The following is a 16,370-nucleotide window of genomic DNA, read 5'->3' as shown; positions in this document are numbered from 1 at the left end:
TGAAATCGCTCCCCACGCCGGGCAATGGGCTGCCATTGTTAACGGTACAACGGACTATATCCAGACCCGAGAAGGCCAGAAGATGCCCGCCTTTGAGGATAAATTCGGTAAGAAACACCGTGCTTACTGGTCACTGTTGAAACGTGATGACAAGGGCAGTGTGTTCGTCATGCCAGACTGACGGGGTCCCTGGAAGATCCTTATGGTTAGGTTTTTTAGGGGGAATACTGCTGGTATTTCCTCTAAATCTGAGAGCTGAACAATTCGTTTTATATCCAGCTGAAGGATTTACTCGATAAGGCCACGGTGGTCTTCATTGAGGTACTTTTGTCCCCTTGTCTTTGCCTCTAATGGCGATGGTTTTATCTTCCACGACAAAACGAATTCCGCACAGCTTGAATCAGAAATAGCACTCAACGATTTTCCGACACCGAAACAGCGGTGGGATAAATACTGCACCTGGAAAGGTTTTAGCGCCGAGCAATTGCCAATAATTAGCCAGGATTATCACGACGACAGTTCTGGTAAATCCCCTCGTTACTACCAGCTACAGGCGATTAAAAAACCGTAGAGGCTGCCGGTTCATCATGCTATCTGGCGGGTTGGGGAAAATCCGCAGCCGCAAACTATCAGCAAAATCGCCAGCGAACAGTTGCTGGAGAAGATGATCTTAAACGATCCCATCATCCTCTCGGACCAGTGGATGATCATCGGGCATCAGGAAAATACGCTTGATAAAGGGCGTATCGACCTGCTGGCATTCGCGTCTGATGCCTCGCTGATTTTGATTGAGTTTAAACGCGACCGCACGCCGCGTGAAGTGGTGGCACAGGTGCTGGATTACGCTTCGTGGGTGGATGATTTAACCGCCGATCGTCTGTCGCAGAAGTATGAAAAATTCTCCAGGGGCGGCAATCTGGGTGACGCGTTTAAACATCGTTTCAACACCGAAATGGAAGAAGAGTCGCTTACTCGCAGCGAACAAGAATCGGTAAATGAAGTCGGTTTCTTCGGTAATCAAACACCGTCTGTAAGCCGACGGCTCCGACTCGCATGCCCTTCAATCATGCTTCGAATGTCTGATTGCTGGATACAGCTCGCACTTCAAATGAAGGTCATAAAGCATCCCTGATGAGTTTGATTTCATCATGCAGCGGCATGACAGAACCATCAAGGTAATGACTGAACGATGAAGTGGATTAGTGCACAGGAGGTTATTGCATTTCATGATTGTATTCTGTGCTATTACCTCGGAGCACTGAGGGTTTTGTGGGGGGTGAAAGCGGCTGGAATATGAGTTCAATGGTGTCCCCTGCAGGAATCGAACCTGCAACTAGCCCTTAGGAGGGGCTTGTTATATCCATTTAACTAAGAGGACCTTATTACCCGTCATACTTCAAGTTGTGGTGGTGTTGGCTGCATTCACAAACTCCAGTTACTTACTTTAGTAAGCTCCTGAAGCTTTACTCCCTGGCCGCCTGGCCAAAACTCAAATTATTTAGGGTAATTCGCGCAGTAGTATACCCGCTTTTGGGGCGACGTTAAGGGGCAAGCGGGTTGATCGCTTGAAACGTAACCAGCTTTATGTGTGTTGTGTCTACTTTTTGTCTTTGCCGTCCTCAACTTCCTGTTTGTGTTTCGCTTTGGCTCTTTCCTCGGCTTTTTTCTTGTTGCTCATATCATTACGGATTTGCGCGTGGCTTATCAGCGCGAAGATAAAAGTGCCTCCGCAAATGTTGCCTGCCAATGTCGGCAGGGCGAATGGCCAGAAGAATTCGCTCCAGTGGATGGTGCCGTTAAATACCAGGTAGAGGATTTCAACGGAGCCGACCACGATATGAGTTAAATCACCTAATGCGACTAGCCAAGTCATGATGATGATCACCACAATTTTTGCAGCTCCCGCTGCCGGGAACATCCACACCATGGTGGCGATTATCCAACCGGAAATAATGGCGTTGGCGAACATCTCACCCGGCGTGTTGTGCATGACATCCATACCGATGGAAACGAATGCGTCTCGCGTCTTTTCATCAAATATCGGCATATATTCAAAAGCCCATGCCGCAAGACCCGTACCGATAATGTTACCGAGCAGAACCACACCCCATAAGCGCATCAAGAGCAGGAAATTTACCCCGGAAGGTTTATGCATGACAGGCAAAACTGCGGTAACGGTGTTCTCGGTAAATAGTTGCTGACGAGCCATAATGACGATGATAAAGCCGAAGGTGTAGCCGAGGTTTTCCAGTAAAAAACTGCCGGGCACCCCCTCCAGATTGACGTGAAATACGCCTTTGGCCAGCAGAGATGCGCCCATTGATAAACCCGCGGCAATGGCTGACCACAGCAATGCCATTGCGTCACGTTCCAGCTCCTTTTCACCGTCCTGACGGATATGTTCGTGGATAGCCATTGCTCGTGACGGTAGATGCTCTTCGTCGACTTCTATTTTTTCACCGTGGTCTTTCTCATCGCTTTCGACTTCTATTTCATCGGTGGATTTGTCGATTTTATCTTCTTTTAATTCATCCATTCTTCAGGTCGCTCGCGAGTTAGCTGTACCTTTAAGCGTAGCGGTTTTTAGCTCTCGTCCCTGGTCGGCAGGCCAATTCACCTTAATTTTGATCTTATGTGCGTGGATTACCTCTTTTGGAGTACCGCAGATACGGCTGTCCGTCTGGAGCAAGCCCGTTGATGTGTTATGATTTTGCTTCCCGAGACAAGGAGTGACTCCTCAAATGCTTGATGCGATTAACCTGACCTGCGTGCGTGATGACCGCATGTTATTTAGCGAGTTGTCGTTTAGCGTGAGCTCAGGTGAAATGGTGCAAATCGCCGGGAAAAATGGAGCAGGGAAAACATCGTTATTACGTATTTTGGCGGGCCTGGCACAACCAGATGAAGGCGAAGTTAAGTGGCAAAACGAAGGATTAAGCCGCATACGTTATCAATACAATCAGGATTTGCTGTGGCTGGGGCATCAACCTGGTATCAAAACCGTTCTTACTGCATTTGAAAATCTCAGTTTTTATCACGCGAATGGTGCGCAATCCCTACGTTGGCAAGCACTTACTGAGGTCGGTTTACTCGGCTTTGAAGATGTTCCGGTCAACCAACTTTCAGCTGGTCAGCAACGCCGTGTGGCACTCGCCCGTTTGTGGTTAAGTTCACATAAACTCTGGATCCTGGATGAACCTTTTACGGCCATTGATGTGGCAGGCGTGGATAAACTCACTCAACAGCTACAGCGCCATACTAAAAACGGTGGGATGGTCATTCTGACCACACATCAGCCGCTTAATGTCGAGAATGTGCGCCAGATTCATTTGCAGGAGAAACGGACATGATGCGCCGAATTTTCCTCCATGAATTGCGAGTAGTGTTTCGCAAAGGTGCGGAAATCGCCAATCCGTTATGGTTCTTTCTGATTGTTATCACGCTGTTTCCTTTAGGTATTGGTCCGGAACCTCAATTGCTGGCGCGTATTGCGCCGGGGGTAATTTGGGTGGCAGCACTGTTGGCATCGTTACTGGCGATGGACAGACTGTTTCGAGATGATTTTCAGGATGGGTCACTTGAACAGCTTATGCTATTGCCGATCCCTCTTCCGATGGTGGTCTTAGCGAAAGTGACCGCTCACTGGGTGGTAACTGGATTGCCACTACTCATCCTCTCACCGCTCGCCGCTTTGTTGCTGGGGCTAGATTTTTACGCCTGGCAGGTGATGGCACTAACGCTATTGCTGGGAACGCCAACGTTGAGTTTCCTGGGCGCTCCGGGTGTGGGGCTAACAGTAGGATTACGGCGAAATGGCGTGCTATTGAGTTTGCTTGTCTTGCCGTTAACCATTCCGCTGCTAATCTTTGCTACCGCAGCGATGGACGCCGCATCTATGCATCTTCCGGTTGATGGCTATCTGGCCATTCTTGGCGCGATGCTTGCGGCAAGCGCTACATTAAGCCCGTTTGCCACGGCAGCGGCACTGCGCGTTAGCGTGCAATAACAATAAATAAGAATGTCGGATGTCGCTTACCGCAAATCCGACTTAATAATGTTTTTGTAGGGTGGATTAGCGTTGGCGAACTCCACCATAGTTATTTTTTTGTGAGCAAATAATTATGTGGAAAGCATTACATCAGCTTGCTAAACCCGAGCGGCTTTACCAGTTATGCGGGCAATGTGTGCCGTGGTTTGCACTCATCAGCACCGCGTTGTTGGTTGTCGGTTGTGTCTGGGGTTTTGGTTTTGCGCCTGCCGATTATCAGCAAGGCCAGAGCTATCGCATTATGTATCTTCATGTTCCGGCAGCTATCTGGTCGATGGGGATTTATGGCTCGATGGCGGTGGCGGCATTTATTGGCCTGGTGTGGCAAATGAAAATGTCTGACCTCGCAGTGGCGGCGATGGCTCCTGTGGGCGCAGTGTTTACTTTTATCGCGCTGGTCACAGGTTCTGCCTGGGGTAAACCGATGTGGGGAACCTGGTGGGTGTGGGATGCACGGCTCACTTCCGAACTGGTGTTGTTGTTCCTCTATATCGGTGTGATTGCCCTTTATAACGCCTTTGACGATCGCCGCCTGGCCGGACGTGCAGCAGGTATTCTGGTGCTGGTGGGCGTGGTGAACTTACCGATTATCCACTTCTCTGTGGAATGGTGGAACACGCTGCACCAGGGTTCCACCAATATGCAGCAAAGTATTGACCCTACGATGCGAACTCCGTTACGGCTGACTATCTTCGGTTTTCTGATGCTGTTTGCCACGCTGACATTAATGCGTTTGCGTAATCTCATTTTGCTTCAGGAGCAGCGTCGCCCTTGGGTGATGGAGTTGGCGAAAAAAGGGAGAAACGCATGAACAGTGCATTTTTAAACTGGGCTGATTTTTTTGCCATGGGTGGCTACGCTTTTTACGTTTGGCTGGCGGTCGCGTTGACTTTTGTCCCACTGCTGGTGTTGGTGATGCATACCCGTATGCAACGCCGCACTATTTTAAATGCAGTGATGCGCCAGCAGGCGCGGGAAAAACGCATTCAGGCGGCGCAACAAGCAGAGGGAACTGAATGAATATTCGTCGTAAAAACCGGCTGTATCTTGCGTTGTCGGTGCTGGTGGGATTAGGGCTGACTATCACGCTGGTGTTGTACGCGTTACGCAGCAATATTGACCTGTTCTATACACCGAGCGAAATCCTGTATGGCAAAGGTGAAAGCCACCAATTGCCGGAACCAGGGCAGCGTTTGCGTGTCGGTGGCATGGTTCAGCCGGGCAGTGTGAAGCGCGATAACCAAACTCTGAAAGTGACGTTCAGGCTTTATGATGCCAGCGGTGTGATTGACGTCAGCTACGTTGGTATTCTGCCGGACCTTTTCCGTGAAGGGCAAGGCGTGGTTGCACAAGGCGTATTCGAATCCGGAAACAAAATCGAAGCGAAAGAAGTGCTGGCGAAACATGATGAAAATTACACGCCACCGGAAATAAAAGAAGCGATGGATAAAAATCACCAACGTGCACCACAGGCCTACAAGGATAACGCCTCATGATGCCAGAAATTGGCAGTTTTTTGCTTTGTCTGGCACTCGGCTGGTCATTGTTACTCAGTGTTTATCCGTTATGGGGCGTGAAGCGCAGCGATTCGCGATTGATGGCTTCTGCACGTCCTCTGGCATGGGCTTTGTTTATCACGCTGTGCGCTTGTTTCTTAGTGCTGGTTAACGCGTTTGTGGTTAATGATTTTACGGTGCTGTACGTCGCCAATAACTCAAACAGCGAGTTGCCTGTTTGGTATCGCGTTGCAGCAACCTGGGGCGCACACGAAGGCTCATTGCTGTTATGGGTGCTACTGCTCAGTGCCTGGACTTTTGCCGTGGCGTTGTTTAGCCGCAGTATGCCGCAAGATGCGGTGGCACGCGTCCTTGCCGTTATGGGGATGATTAACTTCGGCTTCCTGCTGTTTATCATTTTCACCTCAAATCCCTTTACCCGCACACTGCCCGATTTCCCGATAGAAGGGCGTGATCTGAATCCCCTGTTGCAAGACATCGGCCTGATTTTCCATCCGCCGTTGTTGTACATGGGTTATGTCGGGTTCTCTGTGGCATTTGCCTTTTCTATCGCTGCGTTGATGGCCGGAAAACTTGACTCTGCCTGGGCGCGTTGGACGCGTCCATGGACATTAGCCGCATGGTCATTTTTAACCATTGGTATCGTGCTCGGTTCGGCCTGGGCTTATTACGAATTAGGCTGGGGCGGTTGGTGGTTCTGGGATCCGGTAGAAAACGCCTCGTTTATGCCGTGGCTTGCGGGAACCGCACTCATTCACTCGCTTTCGGTGACTGAAAAGCGCGGCAGCTTTAAAGCCTGGACGGTGCTGCTGGCGATTACCGCATTCTCGCTGTGTTTGCTGGGGACTTTCCTGGTGCGATCCGGCGTGTTGGTTTCGGTGCATTCATTTGCATCCGATCCGGCTCGCGGCATGTTTATCCTCGCTTTCCTGGTGATTGTGATTGGCGGTTCGCTGCTGTTGTATGCGGTGAAGGGCAGCAAAGTCCGTTCGCGTGTGGGGAACAGTTTGTGGTCCCGGGAATCATTTTTGCTCGGCAATAATGTGCTGTTGATTGCCGCCATGTTGGTGGTATTGCTGGGAACGTTACTTCCGCTGGTGCATAAGCAGCTTGGGCTGGGCAGCATTTCTATCGGCGAACCGTTCTTTAATACCATGTTTACTGCGCTAATGGCGCCATTTGCGCTGCTACTTGGCATCGGCCCCCTGGTGCGCTGGCGTCGTGATGAGCCGCAAAAGTTAGTTAAGAGACTGGCGATTGCGGTGACGATAACCGTCGCACTTTCCCTAATTTTGCCATGGTTGATGCAAGACCGCGTCGAAGCGATGACAGTGGTCGGTTTGCTGATGGCGGTCTGGGTGTTTGTCCTGACGTTAATGGAAGTGTATGAACGCTCCACTCATCGCTATGGGGTGCTTAAAGGGTTATGGAAACTGCCTCGCAGCCATTGGGGTATGGTGTTCGGGCATCTGGGGCTTGCGGTTACAGTTGTGGGCATTGCGTTTAGTCAGAACTACAGCATCGAGCGCGATGTGCGCATGAAAGCAGGCGATAGCATCGACATTCATCAGTATCACTTTGTCTTCCGCGATGTTCATGAGCTGGTTGGCCCTAACTACCGTGGCGGAGTAGGGATTATCGATGTCACGCGCAATGGCAAACCCGAAGCCACGCTGCATGCTGAGAAGCGCTTCTACAACAGCAATCGCGCCATGATGACCGAAGCGGCCATTGATGGCGGCGTGACACGCGACCTTTACGCGGCGCTAGGCGAAGAATTAGATGACGGAAGTTGGGCGGTTCGCCTCTATTACAAACCTTTCGTACGCTGGATTTGGACGGGTGGGATATTAATGACGCTCGGCGGTCTGTTTTGTTTATTTGACCCGCGTTATCGCCTGCGTAAAAACACGCCGGAGGTTGCATGAATCGCAAAGTATTATTTATCCCGCTAGTTCTGTTCTTATTACTGGCCGCGATGCTGTTGTGGCAACTGGCACGTAATGCACAGGGCGATGACCCAACCAATCTTGAATCGGCATTAGTCGGGAAGTCGGTGCCGGTGTTTCGTCTTGAGTCGCTGGAAAACCCAGGCAAAATTTATGACCAGGCTGTTCTGACAGATGGCAAACCGTTGCTGCTCAATGTGTGGGCAACATGGTGCCCGACTTGTCGTGCAGAACATCAGTATCTGAACGGGTTGAAAGCGCAGGGCGTTCGTGTGGTTGGCATGAATTATAAAGACGATCGCCGCAAAGCCATTAATTGGTTGAATGAATTAGGCAATCCTTACGCGTTGAGCCTGTTTGACGGTAACGGCATGTTGGGGCTGGATCTGGGCGTTTACGGTGCACCTGAAACGTTCCTTATCGATGGTAAAGGGATCATTCGCTATCGCCATGCGGGAGATCTTAATGATCGCGTCTGGCAGCAAGAGCTGAAACCGTTATGGGATAAATACAATAAGGAGGCAGGCGCATGAAACGCGGATGGCTAATGATCGTCGCATTCCTGTTTTCGTTTAATGTCCTGGCGGCAATAGATACCTTTCAATTCAAAGACGAAGCGCAGGAGCAGCAATTCCGTCAACTAACTGAACAATTGCGTTGCCCAAAATGCCAGAACAACAGTATTGCCGATTCCAACGCGATGATTGCTTCTGACATGCGCCTGAAAGTTTATGAATTGCAGCAGCAGGGGAAAACCAGGCAGCAGATTATCGACTATATGGTCGAGCGTTACGGTAATTTCGTGACTTATGAGCCGCCGTTGACGCCTGCTACTATCGTCTTATGGGTTCTGCCGGTGCTGTTTATTCTCGGAGGGGCGGGCGTAATTGTAATGCGCAGTCGCAAGCGGCGTGTACATTTTAGTGACGAACCTGAAAACGAAGAACATCAACTCGCGGCGAATAAAGCAAATTTCTGGTTTTTTGCGCCAGGTGCGGTGATTTTGATTGTGGTAAGCGTGGGTGTTTATCTGAAAACGTCGAACATAAAACAGGTACGAGCCTGGCAGGAAGTCTCAAATGAGACGCCGCAATTGTTGCAACGCGCCTTAGATCCACAAGCAAAACCCCTGAATATGGCTGAAATGGCAAATCTTGGCCTGGGTTTACGCACCCGTTTGCAGCATGAGCCTGACAATATTGAGGGGTGGATGATGCTCGGGCGAATTGGTATGGTGCTCAATAACGCAAGTACCGCTACACAGGCCTTCGCTCATGCATATAAACTGTCGCCCACTAACAGTAATGTAAAGCTGGGCTATGCTGAAGTATTGACCCGTAGTGGCGATCCGCAAGATAACCAACTGGGTGGGAATCTGCTGCGAGAGCTATTCAAAACGGATCATACAAACGTTCGCGTATTAAGCCTGCTGGCATTTAATGCATTTGAACAACAACAATACCGCGAAGCGATTGGTGCCTGGCAAATCATGTTGCAAGTCTTACCGGCAAATGACCAACGTCGGCCTGTTGTGCAAAGAAGCATTGAACAGGCGAAAGAAGCCCAAGCCGGTATGGACAACACCAAACCTGAGAGCGTAGAGCAACAATAACAGGGAGAGACGTATGAATTTCCGCCTGACCGGACTGGCACTGGCGACTACTGTTTTAGTCGGGTGTGCGAGTTCGGCCGATACACAGCCGCAGGGGCGTTCGGACCCACTTGAAGGGTTCAACCGGACAATGTACAACTTCAACTTTAATGTGTTGGATCCGTATATTGTGCGCCCGGTGGCAGTGGCTTGGCGTGATTATGTGCCGCAACCGGCACGAAATGGGATCAGCAATTTCACCAGCAACCTTGAAGAACCCGCCACGATGGTGAACTTCTTTGTACAAGGTGACCCCTACCAGGGAATGGTGCACTTTACGCGCTTTTTCCTAAATACCTTGCTGGGTATGGGCGGTTTTATCGACGTGGCTGGCATGGCGAACACGAAACTACAGCGTGAAGAACCGCACCGCTTTGGTTCTACGCTGGGGCATTATGGCGTAGGTTATGGCCCTTATGTGCAATTGCCGTTCTACGGTAGCTTCACATTGCGTGATGAAGGTGGCGACTACGCGGATACACTTTATCCTCTGCTCTCCTGGCTGACCTGGCCGATGTCTCTCGGTAAATGGACGGTTGAAGGTATCGAAACGCGTGCACAATTGCTGGATTCTGATGGTTTACTGAAACAATCATCCGATCCGTACATCCTGGTGCGTGAAGCCTACTTCCAGCGTCATGATTTTATTGCCAACGGCGGTAAACTTTCTCCGCAGGTTAATCCGAACGCCGCGGTTATTCAGGACGAGCTGAAAGATATCGACTCGCAGTAAGTGCGCTGTGCGCAAGACATAAAAAAAGGCGAAACTTAGGTTTCGCCTTTTTTGTATCTGCTAACTATCAGAATGCGTAGTTAAAGTTCATGCCATACAGCCAGGCTTTGCCTTCAGACTGGAAGGTATACGGGCCTTCTTTGATCTCTACGTGCTGACCGTGCATGTAGGAAATACCCAGGTCGACAGACGCATCTTCGTTAAACGCGTAAGTCGTACCAGCACTGATCCAGAAACGGTCCTGATCCGGAATGGAGATAGAACGGTTGTTTGCTGGAACTGGGCTGTCGTCAAATGCGATACCGGTACGGAAGGTCCAGTTCTTATCCATAAAGTAAGTGGTACCTACAGCAATACGGTACGCATCTTTGAAGCTCTCATCTTTATAGAACAGCGTCTGGCCGTTGGTGCCCGTTGCTTTCAGCTCCTGGAACTGGCTCCAGCTGGTGTACGTCATGCTGTAGTGAATTGCCCATTGTGGCGCAATTTTGTTATAGCCGGACAATTCCCACATTTCTGGCAGGTTCAGAGTCAGAGAGCCTGGAACGGTTTGTCCGTTGGTGCCAGCCGGCAAACCGAAGTTAGACAGCAGCGGGTTATAGGCGGATGGCAGGCTGCTTTTATAGTCGCCATCGAAGTCGACTTTTACTTCAGAACGATAGGTGAAGCCATAACGGTTGTCTTTATCGATTTCATAAAGAATACCGGCGTTCCAGCCAAAGCCCCACTCGTCACCTTTCAGGTGCGCGATTTGAGTATCGCCAGGTATAGAACCAATAGCACGGCGTTGTGCTGGGGTCAGTGGCGATGATGGGTTACCCGCGATCAATACTGGTAAATCGCCGGCATAACGCTCGATTTTCGCTTTAGCGTAAACCGCATCAAAGCCAAGACCGAAGCTCCAGTTGTTGTTTAAACGGTATGCGCCGCTCAAGTTCAGATTCATTGTGGTCAGGTCGGTTTTACCGCCCATAGAACCCGCGGTGTAATCGTTATTGAACTCTGTTGCCAAACCGTAATTAGAGGTAACAGATGCACCCCAGCCAAATTGTTCGTTAATAGGAGCAACAAAGTGCAGATTAGGAACCCATGCAGTCGGCGCGATGTTATCAGCGTCGGTGCTACGGCCTGAAGGAGAAGTACCAGAAATATTAACACCTGGATCAACGAAGACAGCACCACCAGAGAACATTGGGCGATCAAACATCATGATGGTTGCAGGGTTACGGCTTGCGGAGCCCGCATTATCTGCGACGGCACCTTCCCCAGAATAAGCTCGGCCTAGGCCTGAGGAAGAGAACTCGTTTAATTGAAAGCCGGCCGAGTACGCCTGCGATGAGACAATTGCCACTGCAACCGCTAGGGCTGACTTTGTAAACAGGTTTTTCTGGCTCATGACCAAAACCTCATAATAGATTTATTTTTATACAAACAATGTTACATACCGTAACAGGAGCGCGAATAGTAGGGGCTGATCTGTTACAGAGAAAGCAGACCAGTGGCGAGAGTATAGGTCTGACCAGATGGGATGTTGCAAGTTTGTATCTAATATTTTTCAAAATTGATCGTAGAAACGAGATCTGCCTGGCAAAATCGCTGTTGTGGTCATAGTCCAAAATGGGTGAATCTTGTTTTAGATCATTTTTAAGTGTGATTTGGGTCACTTGCGGTTTTTGGCAAGATTAACGGCTGGAGTCGCTTCAACATGGGGCGTAAAATAGACAGGAATTGTTTAATCCTATTCAATGCGAAATACAGAGGAAATCATAAAATGAGTAAAAACACTGCTGATGAAACCCCGGTTTGCTGCTGTATTGATGTCGGTTCCATTATTGATAACACCGACTGCACAGCGACTTATAGCCGCGTATTTGCTACCAAAGCAGAAGCGGACGAAACCCTGGCTGCATTGAGCGAAAAAGCGCGTGCTGCAGAGTCCGAGCCTTGCCAAATTGTCCCACGTTATACCGAAGAAGCTGACGGTGTGCGTCTGGATATCGACTTTACCTTCAGTTGCCAGGCTGAAACTATGATCTTCCAGCTGGGCCTGCGTTAATTTCTATCGACGCTCTCACTCTGAGAGCGTCATTTATCTCTCCTCAAAGCGTGTTCCCCCTCCCAATTTTTTAGTCCCCTAGTTGGCTGATTGTAACTTTTTGGTTAAAACTGTGATCAGGTCAGACCACTATTGGTCGTTTACAATTTTTATACCCAAAAATATGAAGTTACAGTTATAGCGTTGTAGTTTCAGACGTTGGGTGGAACAGGGGAGCGTTATGAGTCAGGCACTTCCGCTGGTGACCCGTCAGGGTGACCGCATTGCCATTGTCAGTGGTTTACGCACACCGTTTGCCCGTCAGGCTACGGCATTTCATGGCATACCTGCTGTTGATCTCGGCAACATGGTGGTCAGCGAGCTGCTGGCCCGCAGCGAAATTCCCCCTGAAATTATCGAACAACTGGTTTTTGGCCAGGTTGTCCAGATGCCTGAAGCCCCAAATATTGCCCGTGAAATCGTCCTCGGTACGGGTATGAGTGTACATACCGACGCCTATAGCGTTAGTCGAGCCTGTGCGACCAGTTTTCAGGCGGTGGCAAACGTTGCCGAAAGCCTAATGGCCGGTACCATTCGAGCCGGTATCGCTGGTGGTGCAGACTCTTCATCCGTTTTGCCAATTGGTGTCAGTAAGAAACTGGGGCGCACGTTAGTTGATGTGAACAAAGCTCGTACACTCGGCCAGCGGCTAAAACTGTTTGCACGTTTGCGTCCCCGTGATTTATTGCCGGTACCACCCGCGGTAGCTGAATATTCCACAGGTTTACGTATGGGTGACACTGCTGAACAAATGGCGAAAACCCATGGTATTACGCGTGAGCAACAAGATGCGTTGGCTCATCGTTCCCACACTAAAGCGGCAATTGCCTGGAAGGAAGGTAAGTTGGCCGAGGAGGTGATGACCGCCTTTATTCCTCCGTATCGCCAACCTTTCAGCGAAGATAACAACGTTCGACAAAATTCGTCGATTGCGGATTACGCCAAACTGCGTCCAGCGTTTGATCGTAAACACGGCACGGTAACTGCTGCAAACAGCACTCCGTTAACCGATGGTGCCGCCGCGGTGATTCTGATGACGGAATCTCGCGCCAAAGAGTTGGGCTTGAAACCTCTGGGCTATCTGCGCAGTTATGCTTTTACCGCGGTGGATGTCTGGAAAGACATGCTGCTTGGGCCCGCCTGGGCAACACCGTTGGCGCTCGAAAGAGCGGGTATCACATTAAATGACCTTACTCTCATCGATATGCACGAAGCATTTGCTGCACAAACACTGGCAAACCTCAAAATGCTTGCCAGTGAGCGTTTTGCGCGCGATGTTTTAGGTCGCGCCCATGCCACTGGTGAAGTGGACGATGCGAAATTTAACGTATTAGGCGGCTCGATTGCCTATGGACATCCGTTTGCCGCAACCGGTGCGCGAATGATCACGCAAACGTTGCATGAATTGCGCCGCCGTGGCGGCGGATTTGGATTAGTTACCGCCTGTGCTGCTGGTGGATTGGGTGCCGCAATGGTTCTGGAGGCCGAATAATGGAACAGACTTCTGCTTTCAACTTACATATCCGTCTCGACAATATCGCGGTGGTGACCATTGATGTGCCGGGCGAAAAGATGAATACGCTGAAAGCCTCTTTCGGCCCCGAAGTGCACAACATCGTCAAACAGGTACGTGATAACACGGCGCTGCAAGGGTTGATATTTATCTCAGGTAAACCAGACAACTTTGTTGCTGGCGCAGACATTAATATGATTGCTCATTGCCAGACGGCGCAAGAGGCGCAAGCACTGGCGCATCAGGGCCAACAAATTATGGCAGAAATTGCGGCATTACCGATTCCAGTTATTGCGGCTATCCACGGTGCTTGTCTTGGCGGTGGGCTGGAACTGGCTCTTGCCTGTCATTCGCGCATTTGTACAGACGATGAAAAAACAAAGCTAGGTTTGCCTGAGGTGCAGCTTGGATTGCTGCCAGGTTCAGGTGGAACGCAACGTTTGCCACGTTTGATAGGTGTCAGCAATGCACTTGATATGATTCTGACAGGTAAGCAGTTACGACCACGACAGGCTCTAAAACTGGGTCTGGTAGACGAAGTTGTACCGCAGTCTATTTTGCTGGCCGCAGCCGTTGAACAGGTAACAAAAGGTCGCCCGAGAGGCCGTGCTTTACCTGTTCGTGAACGCGTTCTGGCAGGGCCGCTGGGCCGTACATTATTGTTCAGTATTGTTAGCAAGAAAACCGAGCAAAAAACTCACGGTAATTATCCCGCCACACAGCGCATTATTGACGTTATCAAGATTGGCGTGGGGCAGGGGAGCTTTAGCGGTTACGAGGCAGAAGCGAAAGCGTTTGGCGAGTTGGTGATGACTCCGGAATCAGCGGCTTTGCGCGGGTTATTTTTTGCCAGTACCGAGCTTAAAAAAGAAAATGGCGCAGATGCACAACCTCGCCCGATAAGCGCGGTAGGTATTCTGGGCGGTGGATTAATGGGCGGAGGAATTGCGTTTGTTACCGCCACGAAAGGAAAATTGCCTGTACGAATCAAAGATATTAATAACGACGGTATTAATCATGCGCTGAAATACAGCTGGGATTTGCTGGATAAAAAAGTGCGTCGTCGGCATATGAAAGCCGCCGAACGCCAGCGCGAAATGGCACGTATTTCCGGTGGCACTGATTACCATGGTTTTCATAGTCGTGACATCGTTGTGGAAGCAGTTTTTGAAGATCTCGCACTCAAGCAAAAAATGGTTGCAGAAATTGAACAAAACGCAGCACTGCATACGATTTTTGCTTCTAACACCTCGTCGTTGCCGATTGCTGATATTGCAGCAAACGCCGCACGACCAGAGCAGGTTATTGGCCTGCACTACTTTAGCCCAGTAGATAAAATGCCGTTGGTCGAAGTTATCCCGCATGAGGGTACCAGTGCGGAAACTATTTCCACAACTGTTGCCCTGGCTAAAAAACAGGGCAAAACACCGATTGTGGTCGGTGACAGTGCCGGGTTCTACGTCAACCGTATTCTGGCTCCTTACGTTAACGAAGCGATGCGTTGCCTGGTGGAAGGGGAACCTGTCGATAAAATTGATAATGCGCTGGTGGCGTTTGGTTTTCCTGTCGGTCCAATCCAACTTTTGGATGAGGTGGGAATCGATGTGGGGACTAAAATTAGTCCTATACTTCAGCATGCTTATGGCGATCGTTTTGCTTCACCGCAGAGTATTGCAGCAATATTGAATGACGATCGCAAAGGTAGAAAAAATGGGCGAGGTTTCTATCTTTATTCGAACAAAGGGAGTAGAAGCAAAAAGCAGGTTGACCCGGCAATCTATACCCTGCTGGGCGTTGCGCCAAAAGGGCAACTGGCAGAAAATGAAATCGCACAACGCTGCGTGATGATGATGCTCAATGAGGCAGCTCGCTGTCTTGATGAAGGTGTTGTTCGCAGTGCTCGTGATGGTGACATCGGTGGCGTGTTCGGTATTGGTTTTCCACCGTTCCTTGGTGGTCCGTTCCGTTATATGGATTCACGGGGAGCGGGTGAAGTTGTCGCGCAATTGCAACGCCTGGCGAGTCAGTACGGAGAGCGTTTTGCTCCCTGCGACAGACTTTTACAAATGGTGGAAGAGCAACGAAATTTCTGGGGGAAGTGAACCCCGGAGATGAAACTGTAGTCAAAGAAACATGAGTTTATGACTCGGTGAATGGATGCTGGTCGGTCATTTAGTAAACAGTGATTGACTATACTTGCACCATTGAGGTAAAAAACAGCGTTTCATTCGATGTACGGATAAGGCACAATGCCCGGCTGCTGAATTACCCCTTTCAAGTCTTAGGGGAATTCAAGCATTCCTGGTTAACAAAAGCGGTGCAATATGCAAGTTTTTATCATGCGTCACGGCGACGCAGCACTCGATGCTGCCAGCGACTCGGTACGTCCACTTACTCAGTGTGGTTGTGATGAATCCCGAGTAATGGCGACTTGGTTGAAAGGCCAAATGGTGGATATCGAACGAGTTCTGGTGAGCCCTTACCTGCGAGCCGAGCAAACCCTGGATGTTGTGCGGGAATCACTGCCTCTTCCAGGTAAAGAAGACATTCTGCCGGAATTAACCCCGTGCGGTGATGTGGGTCTGGTGGGCTGCTATTTGCAAGCCCTGGCTAATGAAGGGGTCGAATCGGCGCTGGTGATTTCTCACCTGCCGTTAGTCGGTTACCTGGTGTCTGAACTTTGCCCTGAAGAGACACCGCCGATGTTCAGTACTTCGGCAATTGCTAATGTCACACTGGATCCCGAAACCGGGAAAGGCGTGTTCAACTGGCAGATGAGTCCGTGCAATCTGAAAGTCGCTAAAGCTATCTGAAAGCCGTAAGCATGAACAAAAGAGCCGCGAAATGCGGCTCTTACTGTTTGT

General features: G+C 50.0%; 16 protein-coding genes, 1 tRNA gene and 2 pseudogenes. 16 read left to right on the top strand and 3 right to left on the bottom strand.

Translation table 11 applies throughout. The features are described 5' to 3' along the window. The 3 genes and pseudogenes from FH968_RS17540 to FH968_RS17530 all read left to right on the top strand — a co-directional run. Positions 1–181: hypothetical protein (locus FH968_RS17540; protein ID WP_139881918.1), on the top strand; the 181-nt coding region annotated here is incomplete at its 5' end. Positions 182–331: 150 nt separating this feature from the next. Beyond that, positions 332–565: pseudogene (locus FH968_RS17535) on the top strand (hypothetical protein); the annotation flags it as partial. Between the two features lie 9 nt (positions 566–574). After that, a pseudogene (locus FH968_RS17530) lies at positions 575–985 on the top strand (nuclease); the annotation flags it as partial. Between the two features lie 318 nt (positions 986–1,303). On the opposite strand, the gene FH968_RS17525 reads toward FH968_RS17530, so the two are convergent. Together FH968_RS17525 and FH968_RS17520 are read right to left on the bottom strand one after the other, a co-directional pair. Beyond that, positions 1,304–1,378: transfer RNA gene (locus FH968_RS17525), tRNA-Arg, on the bottom strand. Positions 1,379–1,597: 219 nt separating this feature from the next. Beyond that, entirely contained in the window at positions 1,598–2,536 is a 939-nt protein-coding gene (locus FH968_RS17520; RefSeq protein WP_139881916.1) for a formate/nitrite transporter family protein, read from the bottom strand. A gap of 205 nt (positions 2,537–2,741) precedes the next feature. On the opposite strand from FH968_RS17520, the gene ccmA reads away from it, so the two are divergent. From ccmA to mlaA, 9 genes are all read left to right on the top strand, one after another. Next, complete coding sequence (ccmA, locus tag FH968_RS17515) at positions 2,742–3,350, top strand: cytochrome c biogenesis heme-transporting ATPase CcmA (protein ID WP_139881913.1); 609 nt, start codon at positions 2,742–2,744, stop codon at positions 3,348–3,350. Then, complete coding sequence (gene ccmB, locus FH968_RS17510; RefSeq protein WP_139881911.1) at positions 3,347–4,006, top strand: heme exporter protein CcmB; 660 nt, start codon at positions 3,347–3,349, stop codon at positions 4,004–4,006. The genes ccmA and ccmB overlap by 4 nt, the downstream gene beginning before the upstream one ends. 115 nt (positions 4,007–4,121) lie before the next feature. Continuing rightward, complete coding sequence (locus FH968_RS17505; protein WP_139881909.1) at positions 4,122–4,859, top strand: heme ABC transporter permease; 738 nt, start codon at positions 4,122–4,124, stop codon at positions 4,857–4,859. Continuing rightward, positions 4,856–5,068, top strand: a complete 213-nt coding sequence (ccmD, locus tag FH968_RS17500; protein WP_139881907.1) for a heme exporter protein CcmD — start codon at positions 4,856–4,858, stop codon at positions 5,066–5,068. The genes FH968_RS17505 and ccmD overlap by 4 nt, the downstream gene beginning before the upstream one ends. After that, the gene (gene ccmE / locus FH968_RS17495; RefSeq protein WP_139881905.1) at positions 5,065–5,544 is read left to right on the top strand and encodes a cytochrome c maturation protein CcmE; all 480 of its coding nucleotides are present in this window, start codon (positions 5,065–5,067) and stop codon (positions 5,542–5,544) included. The genes ccmD and ccmE overlap by 4 nt, the downstream gene beginning before the upstream one ends. Beyond that, a complete protein-coding gene (locus FH968_RS17490) occupies positions 5,541–7,493 on the top strand; it encodes a heme lyase CcmF/NrfE family subunit (RefSeq protein ID WP_139881902.1) in 1,953 nt (650 codons plus the stop codon). The genes ccmE and FH968_RS17490 overlap by 4 nt, the downstream gene beginning before the upstream one ends. Further along, complete coding sequence (gene dsbE / locus FH968_RS17485) at positions 7,490–8,047, top strand: thiol:disulfide interchange protein DsbE (protein ID WP_139881900.1); 558 nt, start codon at positions 7,490–7,492, stop codon at positions 8,045–8,047. The genes FH968_RS17490 and dsbE overlap by 4 nt, the downstream gene beginning before the upstream one ends. Next, positions 8,044–9,126: a cytochrome c-type biogenesis protein CcmH gene (locus FH968_RS17480; RefSeq protein WP_139881898.1), complete on the top strand. Its 1,083-nt coding sequence runs from the start codon at positions 8,044–8,046 to the stop codon at positions 9,124–9,126. The genes dsbE and FH968_RS17480 overlap by 4 nt, the downstream gene beginning before the upstream one ends. A gap of 13 nt (positions 9,127–9,139) precedes the next feature. Continuing rightward, entirely contained in the window at positions 9,140–9,898 is a 759-nt protein-coding gene (gene mlaA, locus FH968_RS17475; protein ID WP_139881896.1) for a phospholipid-binding lipoprotein MlaA, read from the top strand. Positions 9,899–9,965: 67 nt separating this feature from the next. Here mlaA and fadL read toward each other — a convergent pair whose 3' ends face one another. Continuing rightward, complete coding sequence (gene fadL / locus FH968_RS17470) at positions 9,966–11,294, bottom strand: long-chain fatty acid transporter FadL (protein WP_189389190.1); 1,329 nt, start codon at positions 11,292–11,294, stop codon at positions 9,966–9,968. A gap of 375 nt (positions 11,295–11,669) precedes the next feature. On the opposite strand from fadL, the gene FH968_RS17465 reads away from it, so the two are divergent. From FH968_RS17465 to sixA, 4 genes are all read left to right on the top strand, one after another. Beyond that, positions 11,670–11,954: a YfcZ/YiiS family protein gene (locus tag FH968_RS17465; RefSeq protein ID WP_120064032.1), complete on the top strand. Its 285-nt coding sequence runs from the start codon at positions 11,670–11,672 to the stop codon at positions 11,952–11,954. Between the two features lie 220 nt (positions 11,955–12,174). Further along, entirely contained in the window at positions 12,175–13,485 is a 1,311-nt protein-coding gene (fadI, locus tag FH968_RS17460; RefSeq protein ID WP_139881891.1) for an acetyl-CoA C-acyltransferase FadI, read from the top strand. Beyond that, positions 13,485–15,608 carry a fatty acid oxidation complex subunit alpha FadJ gene (fadJ, locus tag FH968_RS17455; protein WP_139881889.1) on the top strand — a complete coding sequence of 708 codons (2,124 nt, stop codon included), beginning with the start codon at positions 13,485–13,487 and terminating at the stop codon, positions 15,606–15,608. The genes fadI and fadJ overlap by 1 nt, the downstream gene beginning before the upstream one ends. A 222-nt stretch (positions 15,609–15,830) precedes the next feature. Continuing rightward, positions 15,831–16,319 (top strand): phosphohistidine phosphatase SixA, encoded by a 489-nt coding sequence (sixA, locus tag FH968_RS17450; protein WP_139881887.1) that lies wholly within the window; start codon positions 15,831–15,833, stop codon positions 16,317–16,319. Positions 16,320–16,370: the final 51 nt, after the last annotated feature.

The sequence above is a fragment of the Buttiauxella sp. B2 genome (genome assembly GCF_006376615.1).
Classification (GTDB): Bacteria; Pseudomonadota; Gammaproteobacteria; order Enterobacterales; family Enterobacteriaceae; genus Buttiauxella.
The sequence above is the reverse complement of the archived record's forward strand: the minus strand, read 5'-3'. Positions and strand labels throughout refer to the sequence as shown.

What these genes read in the sequence shown, in the direction of transcription:
- FH968_RS17520 (WP_139881916.1), bottom strand. Translation starts at nt 2,536, where the DNA reads ATGGATGAATTAAAAGAAGATAAAATCGACAAATCCACCGATGAAATA.
- ccmA (WP_139881913.1), top strand. Translation starts at nt 2,742, where the DNA reads ATGCTTGATGCGATTAACCTGACCTGCGTGCGTGATGACCGCATGTTA.
- ccmB (WP_139881911.1), top strand. Translation starts at nt 3,347, where the DNA reads ATGATGCGCCGAATTTTCCTCCATGAATTGCGAGTAGTGTTTCGCAAA.
- FH968_RS17505 (WP_139881909.1), top strand. Translation starts at nt 4,122, where the DNA reads ATGTGGAAAGCATTACATCAGCTTGCTAAACCCGAGCGGCTTTACCAG.
- ccmD (WP_139881907.1), top strand. Translation starts at nt 4,856, where the DNA reads ATGAACAGTGCATTTTTAAACTGGGCTGATTTTTTTGCCATGGGTGGC.
- ccmE (WP_139881905.1), top strand. Translation starts at nt 5,065, where the DNA reads ATGAATATTCGTCGTAAAAACCGGCTGTATCTTGCGTTGTCGGTGCTG.
- FH968_RS17490 (WP_139881902.1), top strand. Translation starts at nt 5,541, where the DNA reads ATGATGCCAGAAATTGGCAGTTTTTTGCTTTGTCTGGCACTCGGCTGG.
- dsbE (WP_139881900.1), top strand. Translation starts at nt 7,490, where the DNA reads ATGAATCGCAAAGTATTATTTATCCCGCTAGTTCTGTTCTTATTACTG.
- FH968_RS17480 (WP_139881898.1), top strand. Translation starts at nt 8,044, where the DNA reads ATGAAACGCGGATGGCTAATGATCGTCGCATTCCTGTTTTCGTTTAAT.
- mlaA (WP_139881896.1), top strand. Translation starts at nt 9,140, where the DNA reads ATGAATTTCCGCCTGACCGGACTGGCACTGGCGACTACTGTTTTAGTC.
- fadL (WP_189389190.1), bottom strand. Translation starts at nt 11,294, where the DNA reads ATGAGCCAGAAAAACCTGTTTACAAAGTCAGCCCTAGCGGTTGCAGTG.
- FH968_RS17465 (WP_120064032.1), top strand. Translation starts at nt 11,670, where the DNA reads ATGAGTAAAAACACTGCTGATGAAACCCCGGTTTGCTGCTGTATTGAT.
- fadI (WP_139881891.1), top strand. Translation starts at nt 12,175, where the DNA reads ATGAGTCAGGCACTTCCGCTGGTGACCCGTCAGGGTGACCGCATTGCC.
- fadJ (WP_139881889.1), top strand. Translation starts at nt 13,485, where the DNA reads ATGGAACAGACTTCTGCTTTCAACTTACATATCCGTCTCGACAATATC.
- sixA (WP_139881887.1), top strand. Translation starts at nt 15,831, where the DNA reads ATGCAAGTTTTTATCATGCGTCACGGCGACGCAGCACTCGATGCTGCC.